This is a genomic window from Armatimonadota bacterium, from assembly GCA_017303935.1.
GTDB lineage: Bacteria > Armatimonadota > Fimbriimonadia > Fimbriimonadales > Fimbriimonadaceae > JAFLBD01.
This window is the reverse complement of the sequence record JAFLBD010000002.1, coordinates 282,033-307,299: the sequence shown is the minus strand read 5'-3', so window position 1 is coordinate 307,299 and position 25,267 is coordinate 282,033. Positions and strand designations below refer to the sequence as shown.

Below are 25,267 nucleotides of genomic sequence, written 5' to 3'. Positions count from 1 at the left end.
AGAAATTTCAAAACTCCAGTAAGCTATACATATGCAGGAATGGATGCTAAACGCCTTTTCAAAAGGCCCTCACATTGTAGAAAGAATCCTCCGCGTTTTCCCACATGACAGGCTCGACGATCGCATCGAACGAGATCGCTTTACCGCCAGAGAAGTCATTGGGCACCTATCCGATTACGAACAAACCGTCCTCGAGAGAATCCGCGTTGCCAACATGAAGCCAGGTACTAGCGTTGAGGCGTATGACGCCGATGCTCGAAATGCCGAACACAAGTTTGCGACGAAGGATGTTTTCCACGAAGCTGAAGTTTTTGAAACCCGCCGTGGAATGACGCTCGAATACCTTTCGACGCTCAGCCCAGAATGCTGGGACAAGACATTTGTCAAGCCAGATGGCACCGCGATCTCGATTCGCGAATACATCGGTTTTGCGCTCGCTCATGATATGGAACATATCGACCAGCTGAGCCTTTACCTTGCCACCGAAGTCGCTACCATCGTCTGAGCACGTTGTTCGCAGCACAAACCTCTCTTGGATCGCCAGGAGAGGTTTGTTTTTTGCGGTACCTTCCTGAATGCACCTATGCACGAACGAGTTGATGTGACGATCTTGGGCGGTGGGCCAGTTGGGCTCTTCGCCGCGTTTTACGCCGGAATCAGGCACCTTTCGGTGAGGATCATCGACTCCCTGCCCGAGCTCGGTGGACAACTCACCGCGCTCTATCCCGAGAAGTTCGTTTACGACATGCCTGGCTTTCCGAAAGTACTGGCCAAAGATCTCGCACAGGGAATGATCGACCAAGGGCTCCAATTTGGGCCAGACGTCGTTCTGGAGCAGACCGCCGAGACTCTGATTTCCGATGGCGAAGAGGGGTACATCATCGAATCCCGCACGGGAGAGCGATATCCAACCCGCACCATCATCATCGCCGCTGGCGCAGGTGCATTCTCACCCACGAAAATTGGGCTTGAAGACGAGGACTCTTGGGTCGGGCGAGGGCTGCACTACGGGGTCCGGAACAAGTCTGAATTTGAAGGCAAAAGGGTGGCCATCGTTGGGGGTGGAGATAGCGCTTTTGATTGGGCTCTGAATCTCCATGGCATCGCAAAACAGATTTGCATCATTCATCGGCGAGACGTCTTCCGCGCGCACGAAGAGACAATCCAGCAAGTTCAAAATCTTGGCGTGCCGTTCCACCTCTGGAGCACGGTTGCGGAACTGAACGGCAATGAAACGCTCCAATCAATCACGCTCGAAAATACTCAAACAAAGGAGCGCTCCGAGCTGGACTGCGACAAGGTCATTGTCAACATTGGGTTCAAATCGTCGCTCGGCCCGATCAAAGATTGGGGCCTGAACATCGAGAAGAACCAGATTTTGGTGGATCATCTCTACCGCACCAATCTTGATCGTATCTTTGCGGTTGGAGACGTGTGCAACTTTGAGGGCAAGCTCAAATTGATCGCGACTGGAGTCGGCGAAGCAGCTTCAGCCGTCTGCGTGGCGAAAACGATGTTGGACCCGACTGCCAAACTGTTCCCTGGGCACAGCTCGGACCTTTCGCTCTAACGGCTATTCTGCAGCCTGGCGGGCTTTGCGTAGAACCTTTTGTGCCTGGGCATCGCGGCTGGCCGCGTTGACCAACTCGTCGAATGTTGCCGCGGCATGGATATCCGGGCGGATGACCGACCGGCGGCCACCAGCAACTCCCACCGAGAATGTGATCGGGCGATAAGCTTCTTCCAGGAACATCGATCCAGAACGGTCTTTGATCAGCGCGCCAAGATCTTCGGCCTGCTGGCGTGGACGCAATGTCGCAATCGCGAACTCATCACCGCCGAACCGCACGAGCACATCCCGCTTAGGATCGATGGTGTCCTTGAGCAGATTCGCTACCTTTTTGAGTACGCGGTCACCGACCACATGGCCGTATTGCTTGTTGTACTTCCCAAAATCGTCGAGGTCGATGAACAAGACCGTGATTTCTTGACCCTGCGAAAGCTGATTTGCGCCCCACTCGCGCAGTCGGTCGCTCCAACCCAATCCGGTGAGCGGATCCCACGAGCGCCGAAGCTCTTTGAGGAGCATGTTTGAGGTCACCAGCCCGACAAATCGATCTTCATCAACGACGACCGCCACTTCGAGGTCCTCGTCAACGAATTTTTGTGCCGCTTGAACCACGCCAATCTTCGGCCCAAGAGTCGTCGGAAGAGGGCGAAGGTAGCCCCGAACTTCGCTTTGCTCATCCGCATCCTGAAGGCTATCGAGGGATACGATTCCCAGGATTTTTGAGGCTTCGAGGATGGCAAGCGCCTTGATCCCAAATCCCCGCATCAGAACCTTTGCTGCCTGCACCGTGTGATTCGGGTTCACCCACACCGCTGCCAAATTCATATCTTCAAGGTTCTTCAATTTCGTATCCAACTCTCTGACGTAAAGATCAGAATATTGGTATGCGCAATCTGCGCCAAAGGCCCTTTCGAGCCCAAAAACACTCACAAATACCTGCCTTAGCGGCCCCGGGCAAAGGGCAAAGCTGGCGGTTCAATTGTGTCGATCTTCAAAGAGAATCGAGCGACTCGGACAACGCCGCAAAACTGAGATCTCGCAGCCGCCGCATCGAATCATCCACCTGAATCGCCTTACAGATCGTCGAATAGGACGTGTAGACATCGCCGGGAGAAATTCCATAGAATTCGGCAATGCTGGACTCGTCCAGCTCAAAGAAGCGGCGCATCGCATAAATCGCTACGCACCGGCTGAATTCCGTCATGGACGGATCTTGATCAGCGTTCAGAACCTCCCTGATAACCCGGTCGATCCGTTCGCGCATCCCAGAATTTGGATAGCGTTTCAAAAATGGCCGAAGGTAACCAAGCGCGCGCAATTCGTCCTCCTCGGACAACCAATGCTCGCCCACGAGCTTTAAGCGCTGTAAAGCGCCGTGCATCGTTCTACCGTTGCCACCGAGCCTCCGAGCCATTACCGACTTCAGGCGCTCTGAAAATTCCAATCCCTCATTTTCGAGCAGGCGGTTCAGGATTGTGACCCACTCGTCTGAGCGCGGCTCTGGCAGTGTGTACACGTTCCACGCCTTCTCGATTGGGAGCATGTGCTCGAACCGCGATTGTCGGCGATCGGTGGTGATGCTGAGCAAAGTTGGCCTTCCAAGCCGAACTCGGCGCTCTAGGCGGGACCGGAGTTGTTGCCGGTGTCGCTGGCTCTGAAGGCAGGTTTGAACGTCGTCGAGAATGACCGGCAGACAGTTTTCACGCGAGCTAGATTGCTCGACCCAAGTCGTTGCGGATTGGACTTGGATGGGCTTGCGGTGCAGAGGCCTGAACTCCTCTGCGACCGCTTCCAAGAGATGGGTTTTTCCCCACCCCGTTGGGCCCACCAGTGCGACAAAAGGAGTTTGATATTTAGAGAATAGCAATGCCCCCTGAATCGCTTCGCAGTTCGATCCGACCACGGCGAACTTTTGCAGAGGTCTGGACGAATTTGCCGAAAATTGAACGCGATTCGCGCTCTGATCAGTTATTTTCGTTGACCCCTTTTGGGGCAAAGTTGAGGACATGGTCTTCGAATTACGAGGGGAAACTCAACCAGTGGTTGACCTTCCATAGAGAACATTGTTATCGGAGTGGGCACCATAGCGCAAGGTCTCAATTTCGAATGATTTCGATATTGCAAGCCACAAATCGCCCGAAATCGCCCGCTTTTCGACGGATTTCACCATTTTTCGCTGTTTTGCACCCGTTTTCCACATCAAGTGGATTAGTGTCTAACTTTCTCCCAGTAGGAGTTGTAATCAAATTTCGGGCTATGGGCGGGATTGTGGCAAGGAGCGCATGATTTGGCTCCAACTTTCTGCATTGGGTTCTCACTGGGAGCCATCGAGTGCGCTTTGGCCGGACCATGGCACGACTCACACCCCACATTTGCAAGGTCATTTGTATAGCTTCTATTCACGAAACCTGAATGACTTTCGAGCCCGACCACGTGGCAGCTCACACAATCCGGATCGCGAGCCTGTCCGACCTTTTCCAAAGTGCTCAGCGCCGTACTGTGCTGAGTTTTGGACCAAATCTTGTACGTTTCTTCATGGCAGGACCGACAAGCAAGCGAACCAGCGTATTCGGGCGTGTTTCGGCGAGGGAGGAGGTCTAATAGTCCCTCTCGATCGATGCGTGTTTGGTAGCGGGAGAATATCCGGCCCATTGCGGCATCGTCGGTCCATTCTGGACCGAGTGAGATGATCTGATAACTAGTGAAAAGATCTCCTTTGAGAGTGAGTTTCAAGACCCGTTTGCCTTTCTCTCCCGAGGCCACGATCCAGGAGTGACCGACCTTGCTGGGCAATGGCGGAAATTGAGAGTTCGCCACATAAACAACCAGCTTGACTTTGGGATTGTCCTTTGCCAACTTCATCGCTGAGTCTCGCGGACCTTCGAAGAGAACGATGGACTTAGGTTCAAAGACTGGAGTGGGGTCTCCGGATCGGAGGCCATAGATCGCGAACCCATTCTGCCGGACCAAGGGTTGAACTTCGCGCCCTACCACCCGATTTTTTGTGAAACGTGTCAGCGCTTCCAGTGAACCGGGGCCAAGTTTAGCGTCAATTTGCGAATAGTTGATCGCTGAGATACCGAGCGAACCATACGCCTCAGCGGCTGATTCTAGCTTCAACTCATCCTGCCGGCCAAATCCGGCGGTGAGAGGCCCGTTCACCAGAAAAAGAGTTCGACCAGGGATTTGGTGCGCCTTGATCGCCGAGCCGAGTCGCCGGATTCCGCCTTCCATTGGGGTCGTGCATCCGCAAGGCGATAAGTAGCCGTTCAGATTCCCGGAAATCAGGATGACAGTTTCCTGGCTTGGCCGCACTTGCGTGAGCGCGAGCCAGGGAACCACCGCAACCAGTGCCAGAAAGAACTTCATTTGACAACACCGGTGACATTGATATTGACCACCGGTTGCTTCGGGTCGTCGGTGTGAACCTTGATGTTCGCTTCAAGCTCGCCGATCGGTCCGCCACCTTTGTACAAGATCACGATTCTGTACTCCCATGGATTCGCCAAGGGCTCGAGCTTGGCAGTGAAAAGACCGTTATCCGATTCAATTTTGGTTACTTTGAACGGTTTTCCGGGCCGGCTAACAATGGAGGTTGCTCGCAGGCTCCCTTTGCCAATTTCGCCTAAATAGACAAATCCTGGTGAGGCCGCGATCCCTCGTTGGAGATAAAACGAGTAACGAATTTCGGGCACATCCGGGTCGTCTGTTAACACCTGCAGCGTCACCGGCTTTCGCCCTTCACCGATGTTTGGACCAAACAACAGTTCAAGTTTATAGCCTGAAATCTGCACTTTAGAATCCCATGGAAGAGGGCCAGTGTAGGGTTCAAAATCCCCTGCTCCGGCCACGCCGTTGAAGTCGATTCCTTTGATCTTCATCGGGTGGTTTGGATCCACCGCTAAATACAGATGGACCACTCTTCCCGAATCATCGACCTGAAGAACGTCCACTTTCTCGTTCCAGAGGAACTTGTATCGAGGAATGACTTCGAACCGAACCGGAATCAACTTTAGAGAATGGTCGGGGTCGTTTGTGTATAAGAAAATGAATTTATCATTGACTCCGCCGAAGTTCACCGTGTCCACTTTCACAGGAACAGCGATGGTGGAGCCTGGTTCTACTGGGGCCGATTGGCGGATGGAAAAGCAACTGCAATCCGGCACCATCGAATACCGAAGTGGAGCAGTGCCTTGGTTCGTGATTTGGATCGAGAATGAAAGATCATCGCCCTGCCCGACAGGCTTAGCGACAACCTTGTCCGGCTGAATCAAGAGCTTCGGCACAGCAAATGGAACCTTCTGCTTTGCCTTGGCTGCGGCCCTGAGCTTTTGAGTCAGCTCAAAATTCTTGGCGGCAAGTCCACCTTGAAGCACGTTCGGTCGCATTCGCCCTGCCATTGGGACATCGCTGCGGAACATGGCAGAACCTGCTCGCGGCGCCCGAGCGAACCCAAAATGAGTGCCAATCGCGAATACCGTTTCGTTGTAAACATCGACCGGCGTAATTTCACGCTTTTCGGTACCCCGAAAAAGGGCAATCACCCCTTCAACGGAAGGATCATTCGGCGCAGTAGAAGTGAAGAATACGGCTCCGGCTGGCCCAGTTGAATCTGGATTCGGGGGCAGGGTCGCGGCAAAGTTGATCAAAACATCCGGAACCTTGGCAGGCGCAACTTTGAGGCTGTTTACGACCCCTTTCCAGTCTGCGATGGCTTGATCGAACGCGACTTTGTAAGCGGGCCGCTTTGCGGCAGGAACGGCGCGGTCGTCGTACTGCACCGAGAGATTCGCGTCTGGAAGCTTTCCGGCCTTCTGTGCGGCTGAACTAAAACTGCCCTTTGCCAGATCGCGCCGGACCTCTGCCACCGTTTGCAAATACCATTCGCCCGAACCTGGAGGCGGCTCAGGAAGGCTCGGCGGTGCCAGCGTGAGGAGTAGCAACGATAGCGCGGAGGGCAACGGCATAGTTCAGTTTGTACGACGTATCAAACGGGTGAGGTGTTCTAAAACCAAATTGGGCACCGGAGCTTCCAAATCTGGAAATCGCCGATGCCCAAGATAACTGTCTAAGACGATTTAGCGGGCGGTGCCTTCTGGGAACCAGAGACCAAGTTCGCGAGCCGCAGATTCTGGGCTGTCGCTGCTGTGGGTCAAGTTATCGTCGATGGTCAGCGCGAAGTCGCCACGGATCGTGCCAGGAGTGGCATCGATTGGGTTGGTGGCACCCATCATGGTTCGAATGGCTTTGATTGCGTTGTCGCCACTGACGGCCATCGCCACGATTGGGCCGCTCGTGAGGTAGTCGCAAACATCCTTGAAAAACGGTCGTTCCTTGTGTTCGGCGTAATGCGCTTCAACGGTCGATCGCTCTGCGTTGATCAACTTCATACCGGCAACAACCAGTCCTCGAGCTTCGACGCGCCGAGTCACTTCTCCAATAAGCCCACGGCTCACTCCGCCTGGCTTGATAAGCACAAGAGTCTTTTCACTCATATCCCCTAGGATACCTTTTGGCCCCTCTACGGATTCGGCTTGGACTTACCTTGATCCAGGTTCACCACCGTTCCCATCAAAGTCTTTTGAGCAGTTCCCGAGTCGCCGGTTTGCAGCGCTCTCATGGCAAGGGTGACTTCCTGCGCTTCTTGAATCCGTCCGTCGGTGAGCAACAGAGCTTGGGTTTTTTGCAGTTCGTCCAAGGCTTGAGTCGTCGAGAATTGACCCGTTCGTAGACCCATCATGGTCTTTTCCATCACCTTGCTAGCGGTCGCTACGTTGGCCACTTGGCGGACCTTAGCGTTCGGCGGGACGCCATAACGGGCGGCATCGGCGGTGAATTCCATCACGAAGTCGAGGTCGGTGGTGATCATCGAACCGGTGCCGACATCTTGATAGCTGAGTCTTCCACTCATGACGCGGTAATGCCCCAGCGGGTGATTCGTGAACTCAAGATCAAAAACGGTTTGGATCAGTTCGCCGCGTTCAAGGTCAGCGAGTTGAATCTGAAATTCGTTGCCTGATGGAGGTTGCGCCAATCCGGTTGCGGCTTTGAGTTGAACCCATCGTGCCAGCTTGAGGTCGAGTTTGACGTTCATGGCGATCACCCCGAGGAGTTTGTCGACTTCCAACCGGAACACTTCTGGAATCAACTCGGGCCGAGGAATGTAGGCGTAATTTCCGCCACATTTTTTTGCCATCGCGGCCAGGAGTTCCTCATTGTAATCTGGCCCGAATCCAAGGAATGTCATGGTGACGCCCTTTTGCTTGGCTTCCCCAGCGAGATTCACTAGGCTATGAAAATCTTTGATCCCAGCGGTTGGGTCGCCGTCGCTGAGCACCACGATTCGAGTCGCTCTTGTCGGGTCTGCCGCGCTCATGATCTGCGATATGCCAGAGCTGATCGCTTCATACAGGTTCGTGGTGTTGCCCACCGTCAATCCGCGGACACCCGCCTTGACCGCCTCGCGATTCGTCATCCGTTGGGGCGGCATCAAAACTTGAACGTACTCTTCGAAGGTGACGATGCTGAGCACATCGTTCGGTCCCAAGAAGTCGATCACATAATTGCAGGCGGCTTTGGCATATTCAAGCGGTGCGCCTTCCATCGAACCGGACCGATCGAGCACTAAGCAGAGGTTCAGCGGAGTTCGCGGCGCGTTCTCGCTGATCCCTGGGAGGCCCGGATCACCCGAATGCCCATGAATCTCCAACAAAAACTGCTCGCGAGCAGGGCCATTCGCCATCGTCGCGTCGCGACTGCTCGTAATTTCGGCGCTAATCCCTGCTGGGATCACAGCGGCAGTCATCGCGACTGTTCGGTTCGGATCGGTACTGCCGGTGCCTGTCAAGCTCCCAGGAGCAATCGGAGTGACGATCGTTCGGTTCGGATCGAATCCTGGCATCGCCGGCATGGCGGCAGTCTTGTTTGGATCTGGATTAGACATGGCTATTCAATCAAAAAGGTTGTGGCTCCAATCGTAAAACGATCACCCGGCTTCAAAAGGACGTCAGCGATTCGCTGACCGTTCACCATTGTTCCGTTTGTACTCGCGAGATCGACAAGCCGCAATTGCTGCCCTGCTGGCTCGATACGGGCGTGTTTTCGGCTGAGGTGGGTGTCCCATGACAACGGAATCGAACCGCCTTCTCTCCCCAACTCGACAACTTGAGTCACAGGGAATCGCTGACCTGTCATCGGGCCGGTGACTGCAACGATGCTGAGTTGGGTTGAAGCGGGAACAGCGGCGGGCATGGCCACCGTGGGAGCTGAAGGCGTCTGGATCGGTGCTGGGGGCTGAGTTTGCATCGGGACTTGGGCTGGTGCCGGAATGCTCGCAGGCATCGCGGCTGGGGCAGCATGTCCGCGCAAGTTGAATTGTAATAGGTGTTGACCTATTTGGAAGAATTCACCCGGCCGCAAAATCGCCTGCCGAGTCGGGACACCACTAACGGCGATCCCAATTGGCGTGTTCATGTCGTAGATCACGTACTGTCCGCGCTCATTTCGGATACAGGCGTGTTGCGGGGTTACGTTCGGGTCACCAAACAATGGAATGTGGGCACTCTCAGAGCTTCCAAGCACCGTCACGGGCGCATCGAGGCTCCAATCTTTCCCTTCGTTGCGGCCTAGGATCAGGCGCACCCAAGCCTTTCGTGAAAGCGCCTCTACGACACCGATCATCAGCCCGATACCCGCGCCAAGAACGGCAAATCCAATCGCGCGAGGGACGGTGCCGACTTCTGCGGGTCCGCCTTCGACGGTCGCTTGTGCGGTACCAATGGACATCGCAGCAACTTCAAAGAGCGCTCCGCCGAGAACTCCACCCAGCAGGCCACCGATCAGCCCATAGTAAGCGCGCTTCAGGCTCAGTCCGACGCCGCCTTCAGCTAGGCCAATGACAACGCCCATCATTCCCCAGCCCAATGCTCTGGCTGGCACTCCTCCGGCCAGACCCACCAATGGCAACTTTTGCGCAAATGCAAACACAACCGAACCGACGGATATGCCTACTGAACCCGCGATTGCGCCGACCAAGCCTCCCACGATGCCTCCTCGGATCGAGTGGACTTTCGAGCCTTGCAGGTAGCCAGAAACAATTCCAATCAACGCTCCAATGAGAAAGCCGAGGCAAAGCCCCGTGACACCCTCCCATTGCGACCAGCGCTGCATGTCGCCATAGGGTGGCTTGAACGGCTCCCGGATAGCAAAAGTGATCGCGCCGCCAACCAATCCCGCAAATGCTAATAAAACAGCGCGTCCTATGCTGCACCACCTCGAAATTCACATTTGATCGCCCCGAAGTGAACGGTATCTCCATTCTTGAGCTGGGTCGGAGTTTCAATCTTCGCACCGTTTACAAAGGTGCCGTTGGTCGAACCGGAGTCCGAAATCGTGACTACATTGCCATCCACCGTGACAACGGCATGAGCACGGCTAACAGACGATTCGCCCTCGAAGCTCAGCAGGCTGCCAGGTTCGCGCGTGACTGTATGAGAGCCAGGAGTTAAGACGATAGACCTTGCGCCACAAATCAGTGTGGGTTCCATCGGCGTTGCGCTGGGCTGAACCACTGGGGACGCAGGTGCAATCGAAGCTTCTGAGCCCAGATCTATGGTCGCTGGCGCGACTGGGATATCGGGCAGTGGTGCAGGAGGTGCCTGGTCATCGGGCTGAACAGATGGATCTGTTGGGATTTGAACCCCGATCTTCTTCAATTCTGCATCGATCTTGTCCTTGTGTTGGGGCAAGTACTTGATGAGAGCGTAGGCGACACCGCCAATCGCTCCAAGTGCGAGTATGTAGATCAATGGATTCACCCCGCCCTTATCCGAGGAAGTGCTGGCGCCAGGCGATGTTTCAGGGCTGGAATCGGGCTTGGGGGTCTCCTTGGTTTCGTTAGCAGGTGCCACGATGTCCACATCTGCTGAAATGGCAAAGTCTATGGTCGGCGATAGATCCTCCGCGCTACGATCCATTGCGATCTCGGTAACTTGCTTCGGGATTTTGACCGGCTCGCCAGACTTGTTCGTTTCTACGGCGATGGTAATCGAACCTGGTGGCACTCCATAAACATCCACTGAGCCCTGGTCCGACGGTGTGAGCAACGCTTTGAAAGTTTCCTTGCCCGAGGACACAACCACCAATCCCGCAGCCAGCGGTGCGTCCGATTTCTTTGCATTGACGGTCAGCTTCGCGATGCGATTGAAGTCGAGGAGAGTCAGTTTGCAAACCGGGCCAGCATCCTTGAGTGATTTCGTAGCCAAGTTGCCGATGGATTCATCAACGACAAAAACGTGGGTGTTGGAACCTCCTGAACCGGTCGCTAGGGCGATTTCCTTCTCGCTAGATTTGGTTGCGTTTGCAGGCGGGCGGAAGCTGTTGGCGGCGCCTACCCAGGCGATTCTTGGCGCAGCGGATTCAAAAACTAGGCGTACCTGAGCCGGACAACTACTTGCTAGAACTGACAAGAAGAAGGCAATGGTCGCATGCGGATTCGGGCGTCGCACGATGCCGTTAGTTTAGCCCGAGCTTGCGGCAAACTGTCTACGACGTCGCTAGCGAGGTAGCCAACAGGGCCGATTCGATCGGCACAAACATCTCCAGCCGCACCATGCCAGGCGACTCCGGCACATGCCGCACAGTATGGCGGCAGGTCCTGCGCGAGCAACGCGCCGATCACGCCAGAAAGGACATCTCCCATCCCGGCGGTCGCCATGCCGTTGTTTCCGGTCTGGTTGACGCCCAAGGGCTGATGCTGCTCACTGACGATGGTGTGCGGTCCCTTTAGGACGATTGTCTTACCAAATCGCTTCGCAGCCTCTTTCATCGTGGTGAAGCGGTCCGTTTGGACTTCGGCCGTCGAACAACTGAGGAGCCGTGCCATCTCGCCTGGATGCGGCGTGAGAACACATTCACCTTGGGGGAGTTGTACTCCCGTAGCGACCGCGTTGAGCGCGTCTGCGTCAAGAACAGATGGCACTTCCCAATCCGCAAAGAGTGCCTTGAAGAACTCGATCACATGGGGTGAGTGCCCCATGCCTGGCCCGATCACGGCGGAATCGATCATCAAATTCGCCGCTAAAAGAACGTCAATCGCGGCTTCATTGATTTCGCCATCAGTATCTGGAAGCCTGATGTGCATGACCTCCGGGAGGTAGGAGGCGGCAGCATTGCACACTGCGGTAGTGCTTGCCAAGGTGACAAGGCCCGCGCCTGCTCTGAGCGCCGCCTTCGCCGCGAGCAAAGCCGCTCCTGTCATGGTGTCGCTACCTGCGATCACTAGGACGTGGCCGTTATCTCGCTTGTGCGCCGAGCGAAGTCGCTCAGGAATCACATCATAAACCCATTGGTCGGTGAGGACTCGCGCATCGGTTGGAGTTTCGAGCAAGGTGCTTGGATAGCCGATCTCTGCGACACTCCAATATCCAGCGTGCTCCAATCCAATACCTTGGAAAAGGAACGGCTTCGGGACTCCAAAGGTCACCGTTCGAAGAGCCCAAACGGATTCGCCCAAATCCTCGCCGGTATCGGTGTCGATTCCGCTCGGCACATCGACGCTCACCACAGGGACGCCGCTTCGGTTGATCGCGCGGATTCCTTCAAGGATCGGGCCGTGAACTTCACCGCTGGCGCCGGTGCCCAAGAGAGCATCCACGACCAAGTCCATCATGCCCATGCAATCGCTCTTACGCATCCAGCGTTCGTCGTCGAAAAAGATCGGACGGACGCCTTGCGCGCGGCTAACATTGAGTTGGGTTCGAGCATCGTCGCTCAATTCAGATTCAGTGGCAGCGACCAGACACTCAACTTGAAAACCCGCTTCGTGCGCGAGCCGAGCAACGACCAATCCATCGCCGCCGTTGTTGCCCTTGCCGCAGACGACGGCAATCCGGCCCTGATCAGGGAGAAGTTCTTTGATCACCTCAAACACGGCCAGACCCGCGCGCTCCATGAGCACCATCGCGGGGATTCCGAACTCGTGCATCGCGTCACGGTCCATTTCTCTTGTTCTAGCTGCGGAAGCGATCCACACAATGCCCTCTACGCGACTTCGGACTCAGAGATTTCAGCACGGATTTGTACAAATTGAATCAGTCCGCCGCAATCCCGGTGAATATACTTTCGCCGCTTGGGGAAACGGCGCTTCTTTTCAAACGAGAATCCGCACTTTACACAGCGATATTCAACAACTTGGCGCGATTGATTTCGTTGGACCGGATAGGAGTGTGTGACCCTCGGCTCGGCGCCCAAGTCTCTCATCGCTTGTTGCCACGCTGATCCATGACCTGCGCCCTTCCTGCCCGCACGTGCATAAGCTAGCAAGTGCGCGTACTCGTGGATTAGCGTCGAGCGCAGTTTCTCTTCGTCGGTGATCACGATCGGGCTGAGTGAGATAACAAAGTGGCGGTAATTTGCCGTCCCGGCTGTAGTTCGGTACCGCTTCCAGTGCAGACCAATTTCGCGGCCGACTGGGAATTTCTGGCAGAGCTCCGAGAGAAGTGCTCTCGCTAACGGGTCAAGCTCGCTCAAAACCCTATCCCTGTACCGTTGAATAGACCGCCGCCGCCAATATCCGACGCGATGCCAAACCATTTGCGGACCTTGTAATGATCGCAAATCGCCTGCACTTCAGCGTCGGTTTTCCCGCCTGCTTCATCGATCGCCTTGCTACTACCTTTCATCTTGCTCAGCTCGCCAACGACGGCCTGCTTGTCTTCATCGGTACCAGAAACCGCGCGATCGAGTGCCGACATTAGGTCGAGCATCATCCCGCTGGTTTCGCTCAGAGCCACGTTGTAAGCATCCGCCGCCGCTTCACATTCGCGAGGAGGAATTTTGGATTCAAAATGCGCCCGAAGCTCTCGCCAATCTTTCTGTGCAGATTCAAATGCCTGATGCACTTCGGTTGTAGAGGAGGGCTCCTGCGGTTCTTCTTGCAAAGCGGTTTCGTCGCCCCCCATCATGTCTTTGAGCATGTCAGCGGCACCGGCAACCTGGAGCTTGGTCATCGTCACCGTGAACTCGCCGATTTGACCCATGCAGAGTCGCTGCCGAGCTTCTTCGGTTTTTCGCAAGTGCTCCAACCATTCCCGAATTTCGGCGGGCATTTGGGCTTGAGCCTCAACGGGAACCTGCGTGAGATTGTTGTCCGGCTTCTTCTCGACTGCAAGGAGTTCCGGTTTGTGCCGAGCTTCTGAGCGCAGCATATCGCGGTTTGCTGGCTGTGCGTTGAACCGCAACAAGCCGCTCATCCCCAGTCCCGCGCAGATCAGCGCAAGGACGGCGAGTCCCGTGATCCATTTCCAAGGTGAATTGGACTTTGGCAAAACCGGCATCGAAGTCACTGCAGGTGGCGCGCCGAGCGGATTGGCGCATCGCATGCAGAACGAAGCACCGGCGGGATTGTCGGCATGACACCTAGGACATTTCATCACGTTGGACTCAGAATATTGGACGCATATTGGAGTGCTTCCGTGCCGGTTGAAACTTGGCCGAACTCTGGAATGTTAGATATTATCAAACAAAACAAGGAATACGTCAATTAAGGAGATTTCGAATTGGAACGAGAGCCTCTCATTGGAACTGACCTTTCTACAGTTTTTCGCGCGGCATTACGCGCCGCGCTCCTTGACGATTTGGGCCGCGCCGAAGAGGTCGCCATCGAAGCGTACATCAGCGAGATGCTGACAAAGTTTCTGCACACAGATTCGATTTTCGCGATTCGGGACCAAAGCGGCAGGCGGATTGTCGCCATTACAGAGATGCTCGCCGAGGGAGATGTGACCCAGAATGCTGACTCGTTTGAGCGGGAACGCCAGGTCCACAAGCACATCGGTGATTTCCTACTCTTCTGGAGCGGGGTTTTCCCGGAGTTTCTAAGGCAATTAAAGCTGAGTTTCGGCGGAGACTTGATCTGCGATTACCCACGCCAGGCCAAGGCTTCGTATCATCTAGTCAGCACGTTCGACTATCCGCCGTATCACGATGATGCGCCGACCTACCGTCGATTGAGCCAGAACTTTGACGAATATGCGCTTGCCTTGCGGCGGGTGCGAGAGCGGCTGATGATCGCTTAGGCGACCTTCTGTTCACTGAGGAATCGGATCGATCCGATCCGGCGTTCTGGCAAGCTGACGTTGAATGCCATAAAGTCACGACCGTACCGTGTGACTTGTTGCGGGGCGGATCGACCGATCAGACCCGATCCAGAGAATCCCGAACCTGATATCAAAATTGTCAGGCCGTCTAGCCCCAAGTCCGACGAAAGCGAGAGCACCGCGCCAGATTCGATTTGTGATCGTACAGACCGTCGCGCGCGCTCAAAGCTCCCTAGCTGCTCGGCGGTCAACATCTCAGCGCCAGACTGTTTGGCCAAGGCGATCCATCTTCGAAGTCCAGCCAGTCCAGCGTCGGTTCGCGCCACGGAAGTCGACGCGATGCCGTGGAGCACGCCATGCCGCGCCCAAACAGCTGCTAGCAGGTTCTCGCAGGCGTGGATTCCCGTCACTTCCGGGACGTCAATGAGGTGGTACGGAATTTCGACAAGATTAAAGGGCTTACCGCCGCGGTGTTTCGGGACAAAGGGGTGACAGGTTCCGAAGAGGAATCCCGAAGTCCCTGCAAAATGTCCACCTTTGCTCAGAACGACCTTCGCCCCGCCCGTTTCAAACATCTCGTATGGCCGAGTGAGTCCGCTCCAACTTCCTTGGAGCGTTTTGCCAACCGCGATCGACGGAATCGAAGCTAGTCGGCACAACGCGCTGGTCTGCACGCGATAGCGATCAGGATGCCAGCCCGCAGGGTCATCAGCGTCGTACGAAAATCCGAGTTCGTGACCAACACGCCGCATCCAGTTGTAAACCTCAGGTGGATGCTCGTTGAGCCGGCTGAGGATCGTGCATCGGGTGTTTTGCATCAACAGCGATGCGTTGAGATTGTAAAGATCGGTGTTACTTGCTGTGTCGCTTTGAATTGTGCAGACCGCGGCATGGCTCGCATTGTTCGGCAGGTGCCAGAGGATCGCGCAACTCTTCTTGGTGACATCGACAGCAGCGAAAACAGTTTTGAGGAAGAGCTCGCGCAGGTTGTCTGCGTGGGGTTCGATGAACAGATTTTCGACTCGATCGTGAAATGACAGCCGGGTGCCCATTTCTGCTCTGAGCGGACCTGAATGCCAGTCCACCGAAGGATCGTCCGGGCCGATTTCGTCGTTCTCGACGGATTTTCCCATCAACGTCAGACCGAGCGATCGCCCCACATGCGGCGCCAAGAAAAATGCGCTGCCTAGCTTCGAAAGTCCGACAGAGCCATCTTCGGCGGAGATCAACGGGACGGCCTGATTCGCCGAAACTCTTGTACCGCCGATGAACCAAATTGAGCGCGCAGATTCCGGCCAAATGGCGTGGCGAGAAAACTTCATCAAGCCTTGAGCAATCTTCGGGCGATGCGGATCTGGCTGAACGCCAAGCGTCAGTTCTAACCCCCAAGTCGAACCCGAAACCACCAATCCGTGGTGATCGGCGAGGGCCCATTGCGCCACTAACGGGAGGTCGTCGCCCAACTCTCCGTTGCCGCACAAGATGAGCACATCAAGCTCGTTCAGCTTCTTCGGTGTGATGCTCTCTAGGGATTCAAATATGAGCCCCGCGTGTTCCAGTGCCTCCCGATACCATGCGGCATAGGGATCATCAGGTGCAAAGAGCACCCCGATCAAGGCGAGCTGAACTCCAGACATCGTTGGGCCTAGCCCAAATTATCGGCAAATACCCAGCGTTAATACAGGATGGCGGCCAAAACAAAATTTGCCGCATAAACCAGGACCATCGAGATCACGACGGTGTTGGTCGTCGCCCTTCCGACACCCACCGCACCATCCCGGCTACGAAGCCCTTGTTGACAGGCGACGACCGCAATAATCAGCCCAAAAAATAGAGTCTTGATCAGCCCGCCGATGATGTCCCACGGCATCACGAATTGGCGCAAAGAGTTCAAAAAGGCTTGATTCGGGACTCCCGCAGTTTGAGCTAGGATCATCCCTCCTATGATTCCGGCATAGCACCCGATCAGGCAGAGAAATGGTACGCCGACCACGCACGCCACGATCCTCGGAATCACCAGATAGTTGGTTGGATGGACATTGAGGGCACGAAGAGCATCCACTTGCTCGGTGACCACCATCGATCCTATCTGCGCGGCCATGGTTGAGCCACATCGGGCAGCGACCATGATTCCAGCGAGAACAGGCGCGATTTCTCGCGTGACAGCGAGGCCAACGGTTGCTCCCGCCAGAGTTGATGCGCCGTACCGAACCAGGATTTCGGCTGAATAGAGTGCCAAAACCGAACCGGAAAAGAACGTTGTCAAGGCGACGATCGGCACCGAATTCAGCGCAACGAAACCGATCTGGTTGGCCACTTCACCGAATTCGAACGGGCGGCGAAAAAGGCGGCGAATCGCATCCCAAAAGATGATCGAAGATTCCCCGACAAAGGTGAGCGGCGCCAAAACCCAATTCATTGTCTAACCGAAGCGATAGATTACCTAGGCCAGGCAAAGCGCCACTTCGGAGCAAAAATGCCGACCTTCATCGGTGAGTTTGAGCCGATCACTTTCTGCGTTGAGCCAGCCTCTATGGACCAGTTTCTGGAGTTCGCTTTGATCGATTGGAAGGCCGGATATCGAGACGCCTTCACTCAATCTGAGCCCCATCATCAGTTGCTCCAACCTTCGATTTTCATCGGTCAAGATTTCGTGTTCGCACCACAAGTTGGCGCCAGACTCGACCGCTTTGGAATACCCAGTCGGATGTTTCAAGTTCGTGTATCGGTGTCGCCCTTCGCCATCGTCAAAGCATCCGACTGCGCCCGGACCATAGGCCAGATATTCTTCGCATCGCCAGTACGCGAGGTTGTGCCGTGACTGAAATCCGGGCTTGCAAAAGTTGCTGATTTCGTAATGTTCAAACCCATTTTCGGCACACCGAGAGGCCGCCAAGTCGTACATCTCTGTTTGTCGATCCTCGTCCAAGACCTCCAGCAATCCGCGCTGATGTAGCTTGTGAAACCGTGTATTCGGCTCGATGGTCAGGCAATACAACGACAGGTGATTTACTGGAAGCTGTAGCGCGAAGTCGAGGTTTGATTTCCAGCGAGCGAGCGTTTGCCCCGGTAGGGCAAACATCAAATCGAGATTGATGTTTTCAAATCCCGCCTCATGCGCGGCATACACTGCGCGGTGGATGTCGCCTTGACCATGGACGCGGCCGAGTTGCTTGAGTTCTTCCGGTGCAAAGCTCTGTCCGCCCAGGCTGATTCGGTTGAAGCCTGCTTGACGGAGCGCGGCGAATTTGGATTGGTCCACGGTTCCTGGATTGGCCTCGCTCGTGATCTCGCAATCGGCCGTCGGAGGATGGGCTTCCATGATGGCGTTCAGGATTTCAATCTGGTCCTGCGCTTCCAAAAATGTCGGCGTTCCGCCGCCAAAGAAAATCGTTTTGGCTGGGCGACCCGCCCACGGAGACTTTCGAATTTCGCTCAAGATCGCGGCAGTCGTCCGGTCAACGATTTCGCCGGTCATCGCATAGGAGTTAAAGTCGCAATAGCCACATTTCGAGGGACAAAACGGAATGTGGACGTAGACCGAGACTGGATTCATTTTTTGCTAAACAGTGCTACAGCGGCTCCGATCGCTGCGCCGGTGACAATCGGGAGCGCGGAGATCTCGCACTTGACGCAGTACTGGGCATAGTGTTGCTGCAGAACGGTGTATCCGTAGCCGAATGCGCCGCCCACTGCCGAACCGATCACCCCTTTGATCCACATCGTGTTACATCTTCGTTGGAGCAGAAACGCCCAACATCTTCAGCGCGGACTGTAGAGCGACTTGGGCCGCTCGACACAAGGTCAAACGCGCTTTGGTCAGCTCAGGTTCCTCTTCTTGGATCACCCGGCACTCGCCATAGAAATGGTGGAAGCTTCGCGCCAATTCGATCGCGTAGTTCACCAATCGGTGCACGCCGTAGTCTTCGGCGCACCTTTGAATCTGATAGGGCAAGTCGCAGATTTGGCGAATGAGGGCAACTTCCTTTGGATTCTGCAACAACTCTAGCTTGACTTCGCCGGATTGATCACCAGCCTTTTCTAGGATCGAGCAGATTCGCGCGTGGGCATATTGAACGTAGAAAACCGGGTTCTCGTCACTCTTCGTCTCGGCTAGGTTGAGGTCGAAGTCGAACGTCGTGTCGTGCGACCGCATCAGATAAAAGAAGCGTGCGACATCCCGTCCGGTTTCGTTCTGAATCTCCGGTGCTTCGTCCGGTCGTAGCTTCTGACCGATCTCGCGGATGAGGTCTATCAGAGCATAAATATTGCCGTCACGCTTGCGCATCGGGGCCGGCGCACCATCTTTCATGAAGCGTACGAGCTGGAAAATCTGAACTTCGAGCTTTTGCCGTGCTAGTGCGAGTGCGGCTAGGGATCGATCGCGATCTTGTGGGCTGAAATACAGCTTGGCTTCGATCTCAGAAAGTTCTCCTCCTGGGGTTGGATCCTGCACCTTCCCCTCTGCCAAAAGTAGCGCGCCGACAACCGCAAGCAACCTGCCGATGTAGCCGTGGTGGTCTGGCCCCAGAACGGTGATCAGCTTGTCGGCATCGGCTGGGCGAGTAAATTTGTCCCAATGGTAGGCGACATCGCTCGCGATATAGGTCAGCCTTCCATCGCGGCGGCGAAGCACTCGGTCCATGTCGTCGCCAAACTTCGTCGAGCGCAACCAAGCGGTGGAAGTCGATCCTTCACCTTCTTCGCTAGCTTGGGTTTCTTCCTGAACGTCCTCGATTTTGCCGCCTTTCGCTAGCTTGAGCACCTTTCGAATGGGAAGTTCATCAGCGACGCCGCCTTTTAGAAGGGTTTCAAATTCTTTGGCGACCTGCCCACCGTCGTGCAACGACTGCTCGCTGAACCAAGTGTCGAATTCCACTCCGAACGCGGTCAGCGCTTCTTTTTGGGCTTTCAGCATCAACCTCTGGGATTCGATCTGGTACCACTCGACCGGCTTATCTGCTGCGGCGAGGCCTGGATTATCGACCGCGATCTGATCAGCTACGGCTTGAACGTAGTCCCCTTTGTAGCCATTTTCGGGAACGGGATGACCCTCGGCAAGTGCCTTAACCGATACCGCAAACAGTCGCATTTGCTCGCTGTTAACGCCATCGTTGATATAGTATTCGCGGTGGACTGTGTTTCCGGCAGCTTCCAGAACGTTGCAAAGCGTGCTACCGTAGGCTGCCCCTCGCCCGGATCCGATGGTGATAGGTCCGTTCGGATTGACGGAGACAAATTCGACGTTGATGCGCAGTGGATTCTCGGATTTGGACTTCCCGAAGCTCTCCCCCTCGCGGATGACATCTGACAAAAAGCTCGCAGCGAACGCGGGATTCAGGCGAAAATTCAAGAATCCTGGCCCAGCGACTTCGACCGCAAGAAAATCTGGATCAGAGCTCAGCACGGTTGCTAGCGCTTCACCGAATGCTCTCGGGTTTTGTCCAGAGAGCTTGGCCGAGGTCATCGCGATGTTACAAGCGTAGTCGCCATGTTCGGGCTGTTTGGGTTCAGCAATATCGGGAACAGGGTAGTCCGCCCGCGAGATCACACCGCCATCTTGGAGCTTGGCAAGTGCAACTTGAATTTTTTGCTGGAGGACATTCCGAATCACACTAAAGGATGTACCCCGAACCTGAAGGGTATTGCCAACGATCAACTCGCAAAAAACCTGTGATTTTCTACACTGATTTTTGGATTCGAATCAACCGAACGTTCAGAATACAGATTCCGTCTAGTCCGTAGTTGAACTTGTCTGCAAAAATCATGCCCTCAAGTTCGACATTGTATGGTCCAAACGGGTTAAAATCACCCGTTACAGGAAGATTTATCGTAATGCTTGAAATGAATTCAGCAGTCAGTGGAGGAAGGAACTAGGTTTATGGCTCAACCTCGATTAAGTTGGAAAGAGTTCCTGATCTCCAAAAACCTGGTTACCAAGGAGCAACTGGTAGAAGCCGAAAAGGTGGCTTCTCAAACGGGCCAGAAAGTCGAAAAGTCCCTCGTTAAGCTCGGTTTTTGCGGCGAGCGTGAGGTGATTGGTGCCCAAGCTCAAGAAGCTGGGGTTGGATTTGTTGACCTCGACCGAGTACCAATCGAATCTTCGGCAATCAATGTTCTTCCTGCCAGAATTGCCAGCACACACAACGTTATCCCGGTCAAAAAAGACGGCAATAGCATTTATGTGGCGATGTCCAATGTCAATAACATTGACGCGCTGGATGCCGTTCGAATCTCTACCGGTGGCCTTCGAGTCATTCCGGTGATGGCCGTGCCTGGCGCGATCGAAGATGCGATCCGAAAGTATTATTCCGGCGCCGAAGCCGCACCAGAACAAGCCGCTCCTGGACCAGCGAATTCCGCCGCGAACTCGCCTGCTGCGATGAGCGCAGCCGCCCGCCAAGCCATTGCTGAAGCTGGCGCAGGACGAACCGCTTTTGATGATGGCGCTGACGGTGGTGATGCCGACGCTGAAAAGATGGCCGAACAGGCGCCAATTATCCGATTGGCAAACGCGGTCATCCAGCAAGCGATTGCAGACCGCGCTTCGGACATCCACGTGGAACCGCAAGGCCGAGCCGTGCGCGTCCGCTACCGAATTGACGGCGTTTTGATGGAAGCGATGACTGTGCCAAAGAACTTGCAGGCACCGCTCATCAGCCGTTTGAAAATTATGTCGGACATGAACATCGCCGAACGGCGAGTTCCTCAAGACGGCCGTATCGAAGTTCGACACGCCAACAAGGATTACGACATGCGTGTGAACGCGATCCCGACGCCGTTTGGCGAAAAGATCGTTATGCGTATTCTGGACAAGTCGAGCGTTATGTTGGGCTTGAACAAGTTGATGTTCTCAGACGAGAACCTACTGCGCATCGAAGAATTGGTGAGCCAGCCCAACGGAATGTTCCTTTGTACGGGTCCGACGGGTTCTGGAAAGACCACCACTCAATACTCAGTGCTTAACAAGCTCAATACCGTTGGCGTGAACATCGTCACGGTCGAAGACCCGGTCGAGTACCAGCTTCCTGGCATCGCACAGGTGCAGGTGAACAAGAAGGCGGGCTTGAGCTTTGCAACGGCGCTTCGAGCGTTCTTGCGGCAAGACCCTGACATCATCATGGTCGGTGAAATGCGTGACCTTGAAACGGCTGAAATTGCGATTGAGTCGTCGCTCACCGGTCACCTTGTGCTTTCTACCCTTCACACCAACGATGCTCCGTCCGCGACGCTTCGTTTGGTGGACATGGGCGTTGAACCTTATCTGATTTCGGCAACCGTTATCGGCGTTCTAGCCCAGCGACTTGCTCGTCGAATTGACCCGAACAACAAGGAGCCTTACACCGTGAAGGCGATTGATCTTCGCCGGTTCGGAATGGAAATGAGCGACCCGGATGAAGAAGTCACGTTGTACCGAGGCATTCCGGCTGAAGAGAACCGAATGACCGGATATCGCGGACGAATGGGCGTCCACGAGCTGATGACTATGAACGCGGAAATCGCCGAATTGGTCGTTCGCCGCGCACCGCTTGGCGACATCAAAATGGCCGCGAAGGCAAACGGCATGAAGGAACTCCGCGAAGACGGACTGTTCAAGGTTTTGGACGGCGTGACCGATCCAAGCGAAGTCATGCGCGTTGTGTTTACAGCAGGTTATTAATTCCCGTCGGTTGTAAGAAAAGACAAAGCCCGCTCGATATTCGAGCGGGCTTTGTTCTTGCTGGGACTACGCTGCTCAGTCTTTGAGCAAGCTGCGCAAAACGTAGAGCAAGATGCCGCCGTGACGGTAGTATTCGATCTCCTTTGGAGTATCGATTCGAACGATCGCCTTGATGATTCGATCGTTTCCAGACTCATCCTCGACACGCACTTCGATCTCCTTGCCATTCGCAAATCCGGAGGCAACGGCGTCGGCGAGTCCGATAACCGAGAAAGTCTCTTTGCCGGTCAGGCCGAGCGATGCCACCGATTCACCTTGAATGAACTGAAGCGGCAAAATTCCCATTCCAACGAGGTTCGAACGGTGAATTCGCTCGAAGCTTTCGGCGAGGACGAACTTGATCCCAAGCAGATTCGGACCCTTTGCAGCCCAGTCTCGGCTTGATCCTGAACCATATTCCTTGCCACCCAAGACACAGACGCCAATTCCGGCGGCGGCGTACTTTTCACTCGCATCGAAGATGGTTGTGACTTCTTCCGTCGGCCAGTATGTCGTAAATCCACCTTCTGTTCCGGGTGCAATTTGGTTTCGGAGTCGGATATTGGCAAAGGTTCCGCGCACCATCACTTCGTGGTTGCCGCGGCGACTACCGTAGCTATTAAAGAGATGGAGCGAAACATTGTGCGCCGAGAGGTAAGAACCCGCAGGGCTGTTACTCTTAATCGAACCCGCTGGCGAGATGTGATCCGTGGTGATTGAATCTCCCAGCACTGCAATACAGCGCAGCGCGGTCAGTTCCTTGACCTTGCTTGGAGCTTCCAACGGCATGTCGTCAAAGTACGGAGCGCGCTTGACGTAGGTGCTGGTTGGATTCCAGTCGTACTGCTCGCTGGCCGAAACCGCGATGCCTTGCCACTTTTCGTCGCCTTCGAAGACCCCGTTGTACATCCTTCGGAACATATCGGACCGGATGTGGGTGCCAACAATCTCAGCGACTTCATGTTGAGTGGGCCAGATATCCTTCAAGAAGACCGGGTTCCCACGATCATCAATTCCGAGCGGCTCCGTGGTCAGATCGATCTGAATGGTGCCTGCCAAAGCGTATGCCACGACGAGCGGAGGTGACATCAAATAGTTTGCCTTCACTTCCGCATTGACACGGCCTTCAAAGTTTCTATTGCCACTCAACACGCTGACTACGTTCAGGTCGCCAGCTTGGATTTGCTTGCTGATTTCTTCTGGCAACGGCCCGCTGTTACCGATACAGGTGGTGCATCCGTAGCCCACCACGTTGAAACCGATCTTGTCGAGGTCACCGATGAGTCCGCTGGAAGTCAGGTACTCCGTCACCACCTTTGATCCTGGCGCGAGCGATGTTTTGACCCATGGCTTTGGCTTGAGCCCGAGAGCTGCGGCCTTCCGGGCCACAATTCCAGCCGCAACCATCACGCTCGGATTGCTCGTGTTTGTACAGCTCGTGATCGCTGCGATCACCACGTCTCCATCGGTGAGTTCGGTTTCCGAATTGCGTTCAATCGCTGGCTTCACCATAGTAGCCGTTGCGGTTGCACTGCCGGGGCGAGCGATGTTTGGAAACGCAGCGTAGTAGCTCTCCCGGGCTGATCGAAGAAGAATTCGATCTTGCGGACGCTTCGGCCCTGCGACACTCGGTTCGACGGTTGACAGATCTAGTTCCAAATAGCTGGTGTATTCCGCCTCTGGACTGTCTGGCGCGAGGAACATCCCCTGCGCCTTAGCGTACGCCTCAACTAGGGCAATCTGACCTTCTTCTCTGCCGCTAACGCGAAGGTATCGAAGAGTCTCTTCATCGATCGGGAAGAATCCCATCGTCGCGCCATATTCCGGAGCCATGTTGGCGATGGTAGCGCGGTCTGCCAATGGTAGCGCACAAACGCCCGCACCATAAAACTCTACAAACTTGCCGACCACGCCGTGTGCGCGGAGCATCTCTGTAACTGTAAGGACGAGGTCGGTCGCGGTGACACCCTCACTCAATTTGCCATTGAGCTTGAATCCGACCACTTGTGGGATCAACATGCTGACTGGCTGGCCCAGCATAGCGGCTTCCGCTTCAATACCGCCAACACCCCAACCCAAAACGCCCAGGCCGTTGATCATCGTCGTGTGACTGTCGGTACCGACCAAAGTGTCGAAGTATGCCAGCTTGCCGTTGGTCATCACAACTCGGGCGAGGTACTCCAGATTGACCTGGTGGACGATTCCCGTGTTTGGCGGAACAACCTTAAAATTATCGAATGCTTGTTGGCCCCAACGCAGAAACTCGTATCGCTCCTGGTTTCGGCTGTATTCCAAGTCGCGGTTGATCTGCAGTGCAGCATCGCTTCCGTAGGCATCGACTTGAACCGAGTGGTCGATGACGAGTTCTACTGGCTGGAGCGGATTGATTTTCTTTGGGTCGCCACCAAACTTGGCGATCGCGTCGCGCATTGCGGCTAGGTCCACGACGCAAGGTACACCAGTGAAGTCTTGGAGGAGCACCCGGCCAGGAGTGAAGCTAATCTCGCGATCTGGAGTGGCTTTGGGATCCCAGGCGAGAACAGATTGGACATCATCGCGGGTGATGTTCACGCCATCTTCGGTTCGCAATAAGTTCTCGAGCAGAACGCGAAGGCTGAATGGGAGTCGGTTGAGTTGCGCTTCAGTGGCGCATGCCCCCAGCCGGTAGTAATCGAACGAGTTGGGCCCTACTTCGAGCACCGATTTTGCGCCAAAGCTATTCATGTTTCAATTCTCTTGCTTCCCTAGCTTCAGTCAGAGGGGAGCAATTTTACAAAAATTCTACCTGAAATCATATTATGCAAACGATTTCATGTAATTTACTGCATGTATAGTCGGACACTGAATGAATACTAAATTTTGAGTAAAAATTCTGAAAATCTAGTTAACAATATTTCGACA

The 25,267-nt window shown here is 54.9% G+C and carries 21 protein-coding genes; 4 read left to right on the top strand and 17 right to left on the bottom strand.

Translation table 11 applies throughout. The features are described from left to right. Nucleotides 1-31 precede the first annotated feature (31 nt). Both J0L72_06070 and J0L72_06065 read left to right on the top strand, forming a co-directional pair. Nucleotides 32-505, top strand: coding sequence for a DinB family protein (locus tag J0L72_06070; GenBank protein ID MBN8690343.1), 474 nt, complete (start codon nucleotides 32-34; stop codon nucleotides 503-505). A gap of 78 nt (nucleotides 506-583) precedes the next feature. Continuing rightward, nucleotides 584-1,570: an NAD(P)/FAD-dependent oxidoreductase gene (locus J0L72_06065; protein ID MBN8690342.1), complete on the top strand. Its 987-nt coding sequence runs from the start codon at nucleotides 584-586 to the stop codon at nucleotides 1,568-1,570. Between the two features lie 3 nt (nucleotides 1,571-1,573). Here the strand turns inward: J0L72_06065 and J0L72_06060 are convergent, their stop codons facing one another. From J0L72_06060 to J0L72_06010, 11 genes are all read right to left on the bottom strand, one after another. Further along, a complete protein-coding gene (locus J0L72_06060) occupies nucleotides 1,574-2,413 on the bottom strand; it encodes a GGDEF domain-containing protein (GenBank protein MBN8690341.1) in 840 nt (279 codons plus the stop codon). 148 nt (nucleotides 2,414-2,561) lie between these two features. Next, nucleotides 2,562-3,365, bottom strand: a complete 804-nt coding sequence (locus J0L72_06055; protein MBN8690340.1) for a hypothetical protein — start codon at nucleotides 3,363-3,365, stop codon at nucleotides 2,562-2,564. A 413-nt stretch (nucleotides 3,366-3,778) separates the two neighbouring features. Beyond that, the gene (locus tag J0L72_06050) at nucleotides 3,779-4,939 is read right to left on the bottom strand and encodes a cytochrome c family protein (GenBank protein ID MBN8690339.1); all 1,161 of its coding nucleotides are present in this window, start codon (nucleotides 4,937-4,939) and stop codon (nucleotides 3,779-3,781) included. Continuing rightward, nucleotides 4,936-6,537 carry a DUF1573 domain-containing protein gene (locus J0L72_06045; GenBank protein ID MBN8690338.1) on the bottom strand — a complete coding sequence of 534 codons (1,602 nt, stop codon included), beginning with the start codon at nucleotides 6,535-6,537 and terminating at the stop codon, nucleotides 4,936-4,938. The genes J0L72_06050 and J0L72_06045 overlap by 4 nt, the downstream gene beginning before the upstream one ends. Before the next feature lie 111 nt (nucleotides 6,538-6,648). Further along, the gene (ndk, locus tag J0L72_06040) at nucleotides 6,649-7,065 is read right to left on the bottom strand and encodes a nucleoside-diphosphate kinase (GenBank protein ID MBN8690337.1); all 417 of its coding nucleotides are present in this window, start codon (nucleotides 7,063-7,065) and stop codon (nucleotides 6,649-6,651) included. Between the two features lie 26 nt (nucleotides 7,066-7,091). Next, a complete protein-coding gene (locus tag J0L72_06035; GenBank protein MBN8690336.1) occupies nucleotides 7,092-8,513 on the bottom strand; it encodes a VWA domain-containing protein in 1,422 nt (473 codons plus the stop codon). Nucleotides 8,514-8,515: 2 nt separating this feature from the next. Continuing rightward, nucleotides 8,516-9,799, bottom strand: coding sequence for an FHA domain-containing protein (locus J0L72_06030; protein ID MBN8690335.1), 1,284 nt, complete (start codon nucleotides 9,797-9,799; stop codon nucleotides 8,516-8,518). A 29-nt stretch (nucleotides 9,800-9,828) separates the two neighbouring features. Continuing rightward, nucleotides 9,829-11,076 carry an FHA domain-containing protein gene (locus J0L72_06025; protein ID MBN8690334.1) on the bottom strand — a complete coding sequence of 416 codons (1,248 nt, stop codon included), beginning with the start codon at nucleotides 11,074-11,076 and terminating at the stop codon, nucleotides 9,829-9,831. Then, nucleotides 11,025-12,569 carry an NAD(P)H-hydrate dehydratase gene (locus J0L72_06020; GenBank protein MBN8690333.1) on the bottom strand — a complete coding sequence of 515 codons (1,545 nt, stop codon included), beginning with the start codon at nucleotides 12,567-12,569 and terminating at the stop codon, nucleotides 11,025-11,027. Before J0L72_06020 ends, J0L72_06025 begins: the two co-directional genes overlap by 52 nt. Before the next feature lie 41 nt (nucleotides 12,570-12,610). Beyond that, nucleotides 12,611-13,099 carry a SprT-like domain-containing protein gene (locus J0L72_06015; GenBank protein ID MBN8690332.1) on the bottom strand — a complete coding sequence of 163 codons (489 nt, stop codon included), beginning with the start codon at nucleotides 13,097-13,099 and terminating at the stop codon, nucleotides 12,611-12,613. Further along, nucleotides 13,096-14,001, bottom strand: coding sequence for a zinc ribbon domain-containing protein (locus tag J0L72_06010; protein ID MBN8690331.1), 906 nt, complete (start codon nucleotides 13,999-14,001; stop codon nucleotides 13,096-13,098). The genes J0L72_06015 and J0L72_06010 overlap by 4 nt, the downstream gene beginning before the upstream one ends. Nucleotides 14,002-14,127: 126 nt before the next feature. Here J0L72_06010 and J0L72_06005 point away from each other — a divergent pair, with 126 nt between their 5' ends. Continuing rightward, nucleotides 14,128-14,646, top strand: a complete 519-nt coding sequence (locus J0L72_06005) for a hypothetical protein (GenBank protein MBN8690330.1) — start codon at nucleotides 14,128-14,130, stop codon at nucleotides 14,644-14,646. Here J0L72_06005 and J0L72_06000 read toward each other — a convergent pair. Genes J0L72_06000 through J0L72_05980 form a run of 5 tightly spaced genes read right to left on the bottom strand, consistent with a single transcriptional unit; the run spans nucleotide 14,643 to nucleotide 20,281 of the window. Beyond that, nucleotides 14,643-16,304, bottom strand: coding sequence for a hypothetical protein (locus J0L72_06000; protein MBN8690329.1), 1,662 nt, complete (start codon nucleotides 16,302-16,304; stop codon nucleotides 14,643-14,645). The genes J0L72_06005 and J0L72_06000 overlap by 4 nt on opposite strands. A gap of 38 nt (nucleotides 16,305-16,342) precedes the next feature. After that, on the bottom strand, nucleotides 16,343-17,086 hold the full coding sequence (locus J0L72_05995; protein ID MBN8690328.1) for an ABC transporter permease: 744 nt from the start codon (nucleotides 17,084-17,086) through the stop codon (nucleotides 16,343-16,345). 24 nt (nucleotides 17,087-17,110) lie between these two features. Beyond that, nucleotides 17,111-18,223 carry a radical SAM family heme chaperone HemW gene (gene hemW, locus J0L72_05990; GenBank protein ID MBN8690327.1) on the bottom strand — a complete coding sequence of 371 codons (1,113 nt, stop codon included), beginning with the start codon at nucleotides 18,221-18,223 and terminating at the stop codon, nucleotides 17,111-17,113. Next, nucleotides 18,220-18,390, bottom strand: coding sequence for a hypothetical protein (locus J0L72_05985; GenBank protein ID MBN8690326.1), 171 nt, complete (start codon nucleotides 18,388-18,390; stop codon nucleotides 18,220-18,222). The genes hemW and J0L72_05985 overlap by 4 nt, the downstream gene beginning before the upstream one ends. Before the next feature lie 4 nt (nucleotides 18,391-18,394). Beyond that, complete coding sequence (locus J0L72_05980) at nucleotides 18,395-20,281, bottom strand: arginine--tRNA ligase (GenBank protein ID MBN8690325.1); 1,887 nt, start codon at nucleotides 20,279-20,281, stop codon at nucleotides 18,395-18,397. A gap of 267 nt (nucleotides 20,282-20,548) precedes the next feature. Here J0L72_05980 and J0L72_05975 point away from each other — a divergent pair, with 267 nt between their 5' ends. Beyond that, the gene (locus tag J0L72_05975) at nucleotides 20,549-22,327 is read left to right on the top strand and encodes a type II/IV secretion system protein (GenBank protein MBN8690324.1); all 1,779 of its coding nucleotides are present in this window, start codon (nucleotides 20,549-20,551) and stop codon (nucleotides 22,325-22,327) included. Between the two features lie 75 nt (nucleotides 22,328-22,402). Here J0L72_05975 and acnA read toward each other — a convergent pair whose 3' ends face one another. Then, nucleotides 22,403-25,090 (bottom strand): aconitate hydratase AcnA, encoded by a 2,688-nt coding sequence (gene acnA, locus J0L72_05970; protein MBN8690323.1) that lies wholly within the window; start codon nucleotides 25,088-25,090, stop codon nucleotides 22,403-22,405. Nucleotides 25,091-25,267 lie beyond the last annotated feature (177 nt).

Bases quoted from the DNA above. Each gene is read 5' to 3' on its own strand.
- J0L72_06070 (MBN8690343.1), top strand. From the start codon at position 32: ATGCAGGAATGGATGCTAAACGCCTTTTCAAAAGGCCCTCACATTGTA.
- J0L72_06065 (MBN8690342.1), top strand. From the start codon at position 584: ATGCACGAACGAGTTGATGTGACGATCTTGGGCGGTGGGCCAGTTGGG.
- J0L72_06050 (MBN8690339.1), bottom strand. From the start codon at position 4,939: ATGAAGTTCTTTCTGGCACTGGTTGCGGTGGTTCCCTGGCTCGCGCTC.
- J0L72_06045 (MBN8690338.1), bottom strand. From the start codon at position 6,537: ATGCCGTTGCCCTCCGCGCTATCGTTGCTACTCCTCACGCTGGCACCG.
- ndk (MBN8690337.1), bottom strand. From the start codon at position 7,065: ATGAGTGAAAAGACTCTTGTGCTTATCAAGCCAGGCGGAGTGAGCCGT.
- J0L72_06035 (MBN8690336.1), bottom strand. From the start codon at position 8,513: ATGTCTAATCCAGATCCAAACAAGACTGCCGCCATGCCGGCGATGCCA.
- J0L72_06020 (MBN8690333.1), bottom strand. From the start codon at position 12,569: ATGGACCGTGACGCGATGCACGAGTTCGGAATCCCCGCGATGGTGCTC.
- J0L72_06010 (MBN8690331.1), bottom strand. From the start codon at position 14,001: ATGAAATGTCCTAGGTGTCATGCCGACAATCCCGCCGGTGCTTCGTTC.
- J0L72_06000 (MBN8690329.1), bottom strand. From the start codon at position 16,304: ATGTCTGGAGTTCAGCTCGCCTTGATCGGGGTGCTCTTTGCACCTGAT.
- J0L72_05995 (MBN8690328.1), bottom strand. From the start codon at position 17,086: ATGAATTGGGTTTTGGCGCCGCTCACCTTTGTCGGGGAATCTTCGATC.
- hemW (MBN8690327.1), bottom strand. From the start codon at position 18,223: ATGAATCCAGTCTCGGTCTACGTCCACATTCCGTTTTGTCCCTCGAAA.
- J0L72_05985 (MBN8690326.1), bottom strand. From the start codon at position 18,390: ATGTGGATCAAAGGGGTGATCGGTTCGGCAGTGGGCGGCGCATTCGGC.
- J0L72_05975 (MBN8690324.1), top strand. From the start codon at position 20,549: ATGGCTCAACCTCGATTAAGTTGGAAAGAGTTCCTGATCTCCAAAAAC.
- acnA (MBN8690323.1), bottom strand. From the start codon at position 25,090: ATGAATAGCTTTGGCGCAAAATCGGTGCTCGAAGTAGGGCCCAACTCG.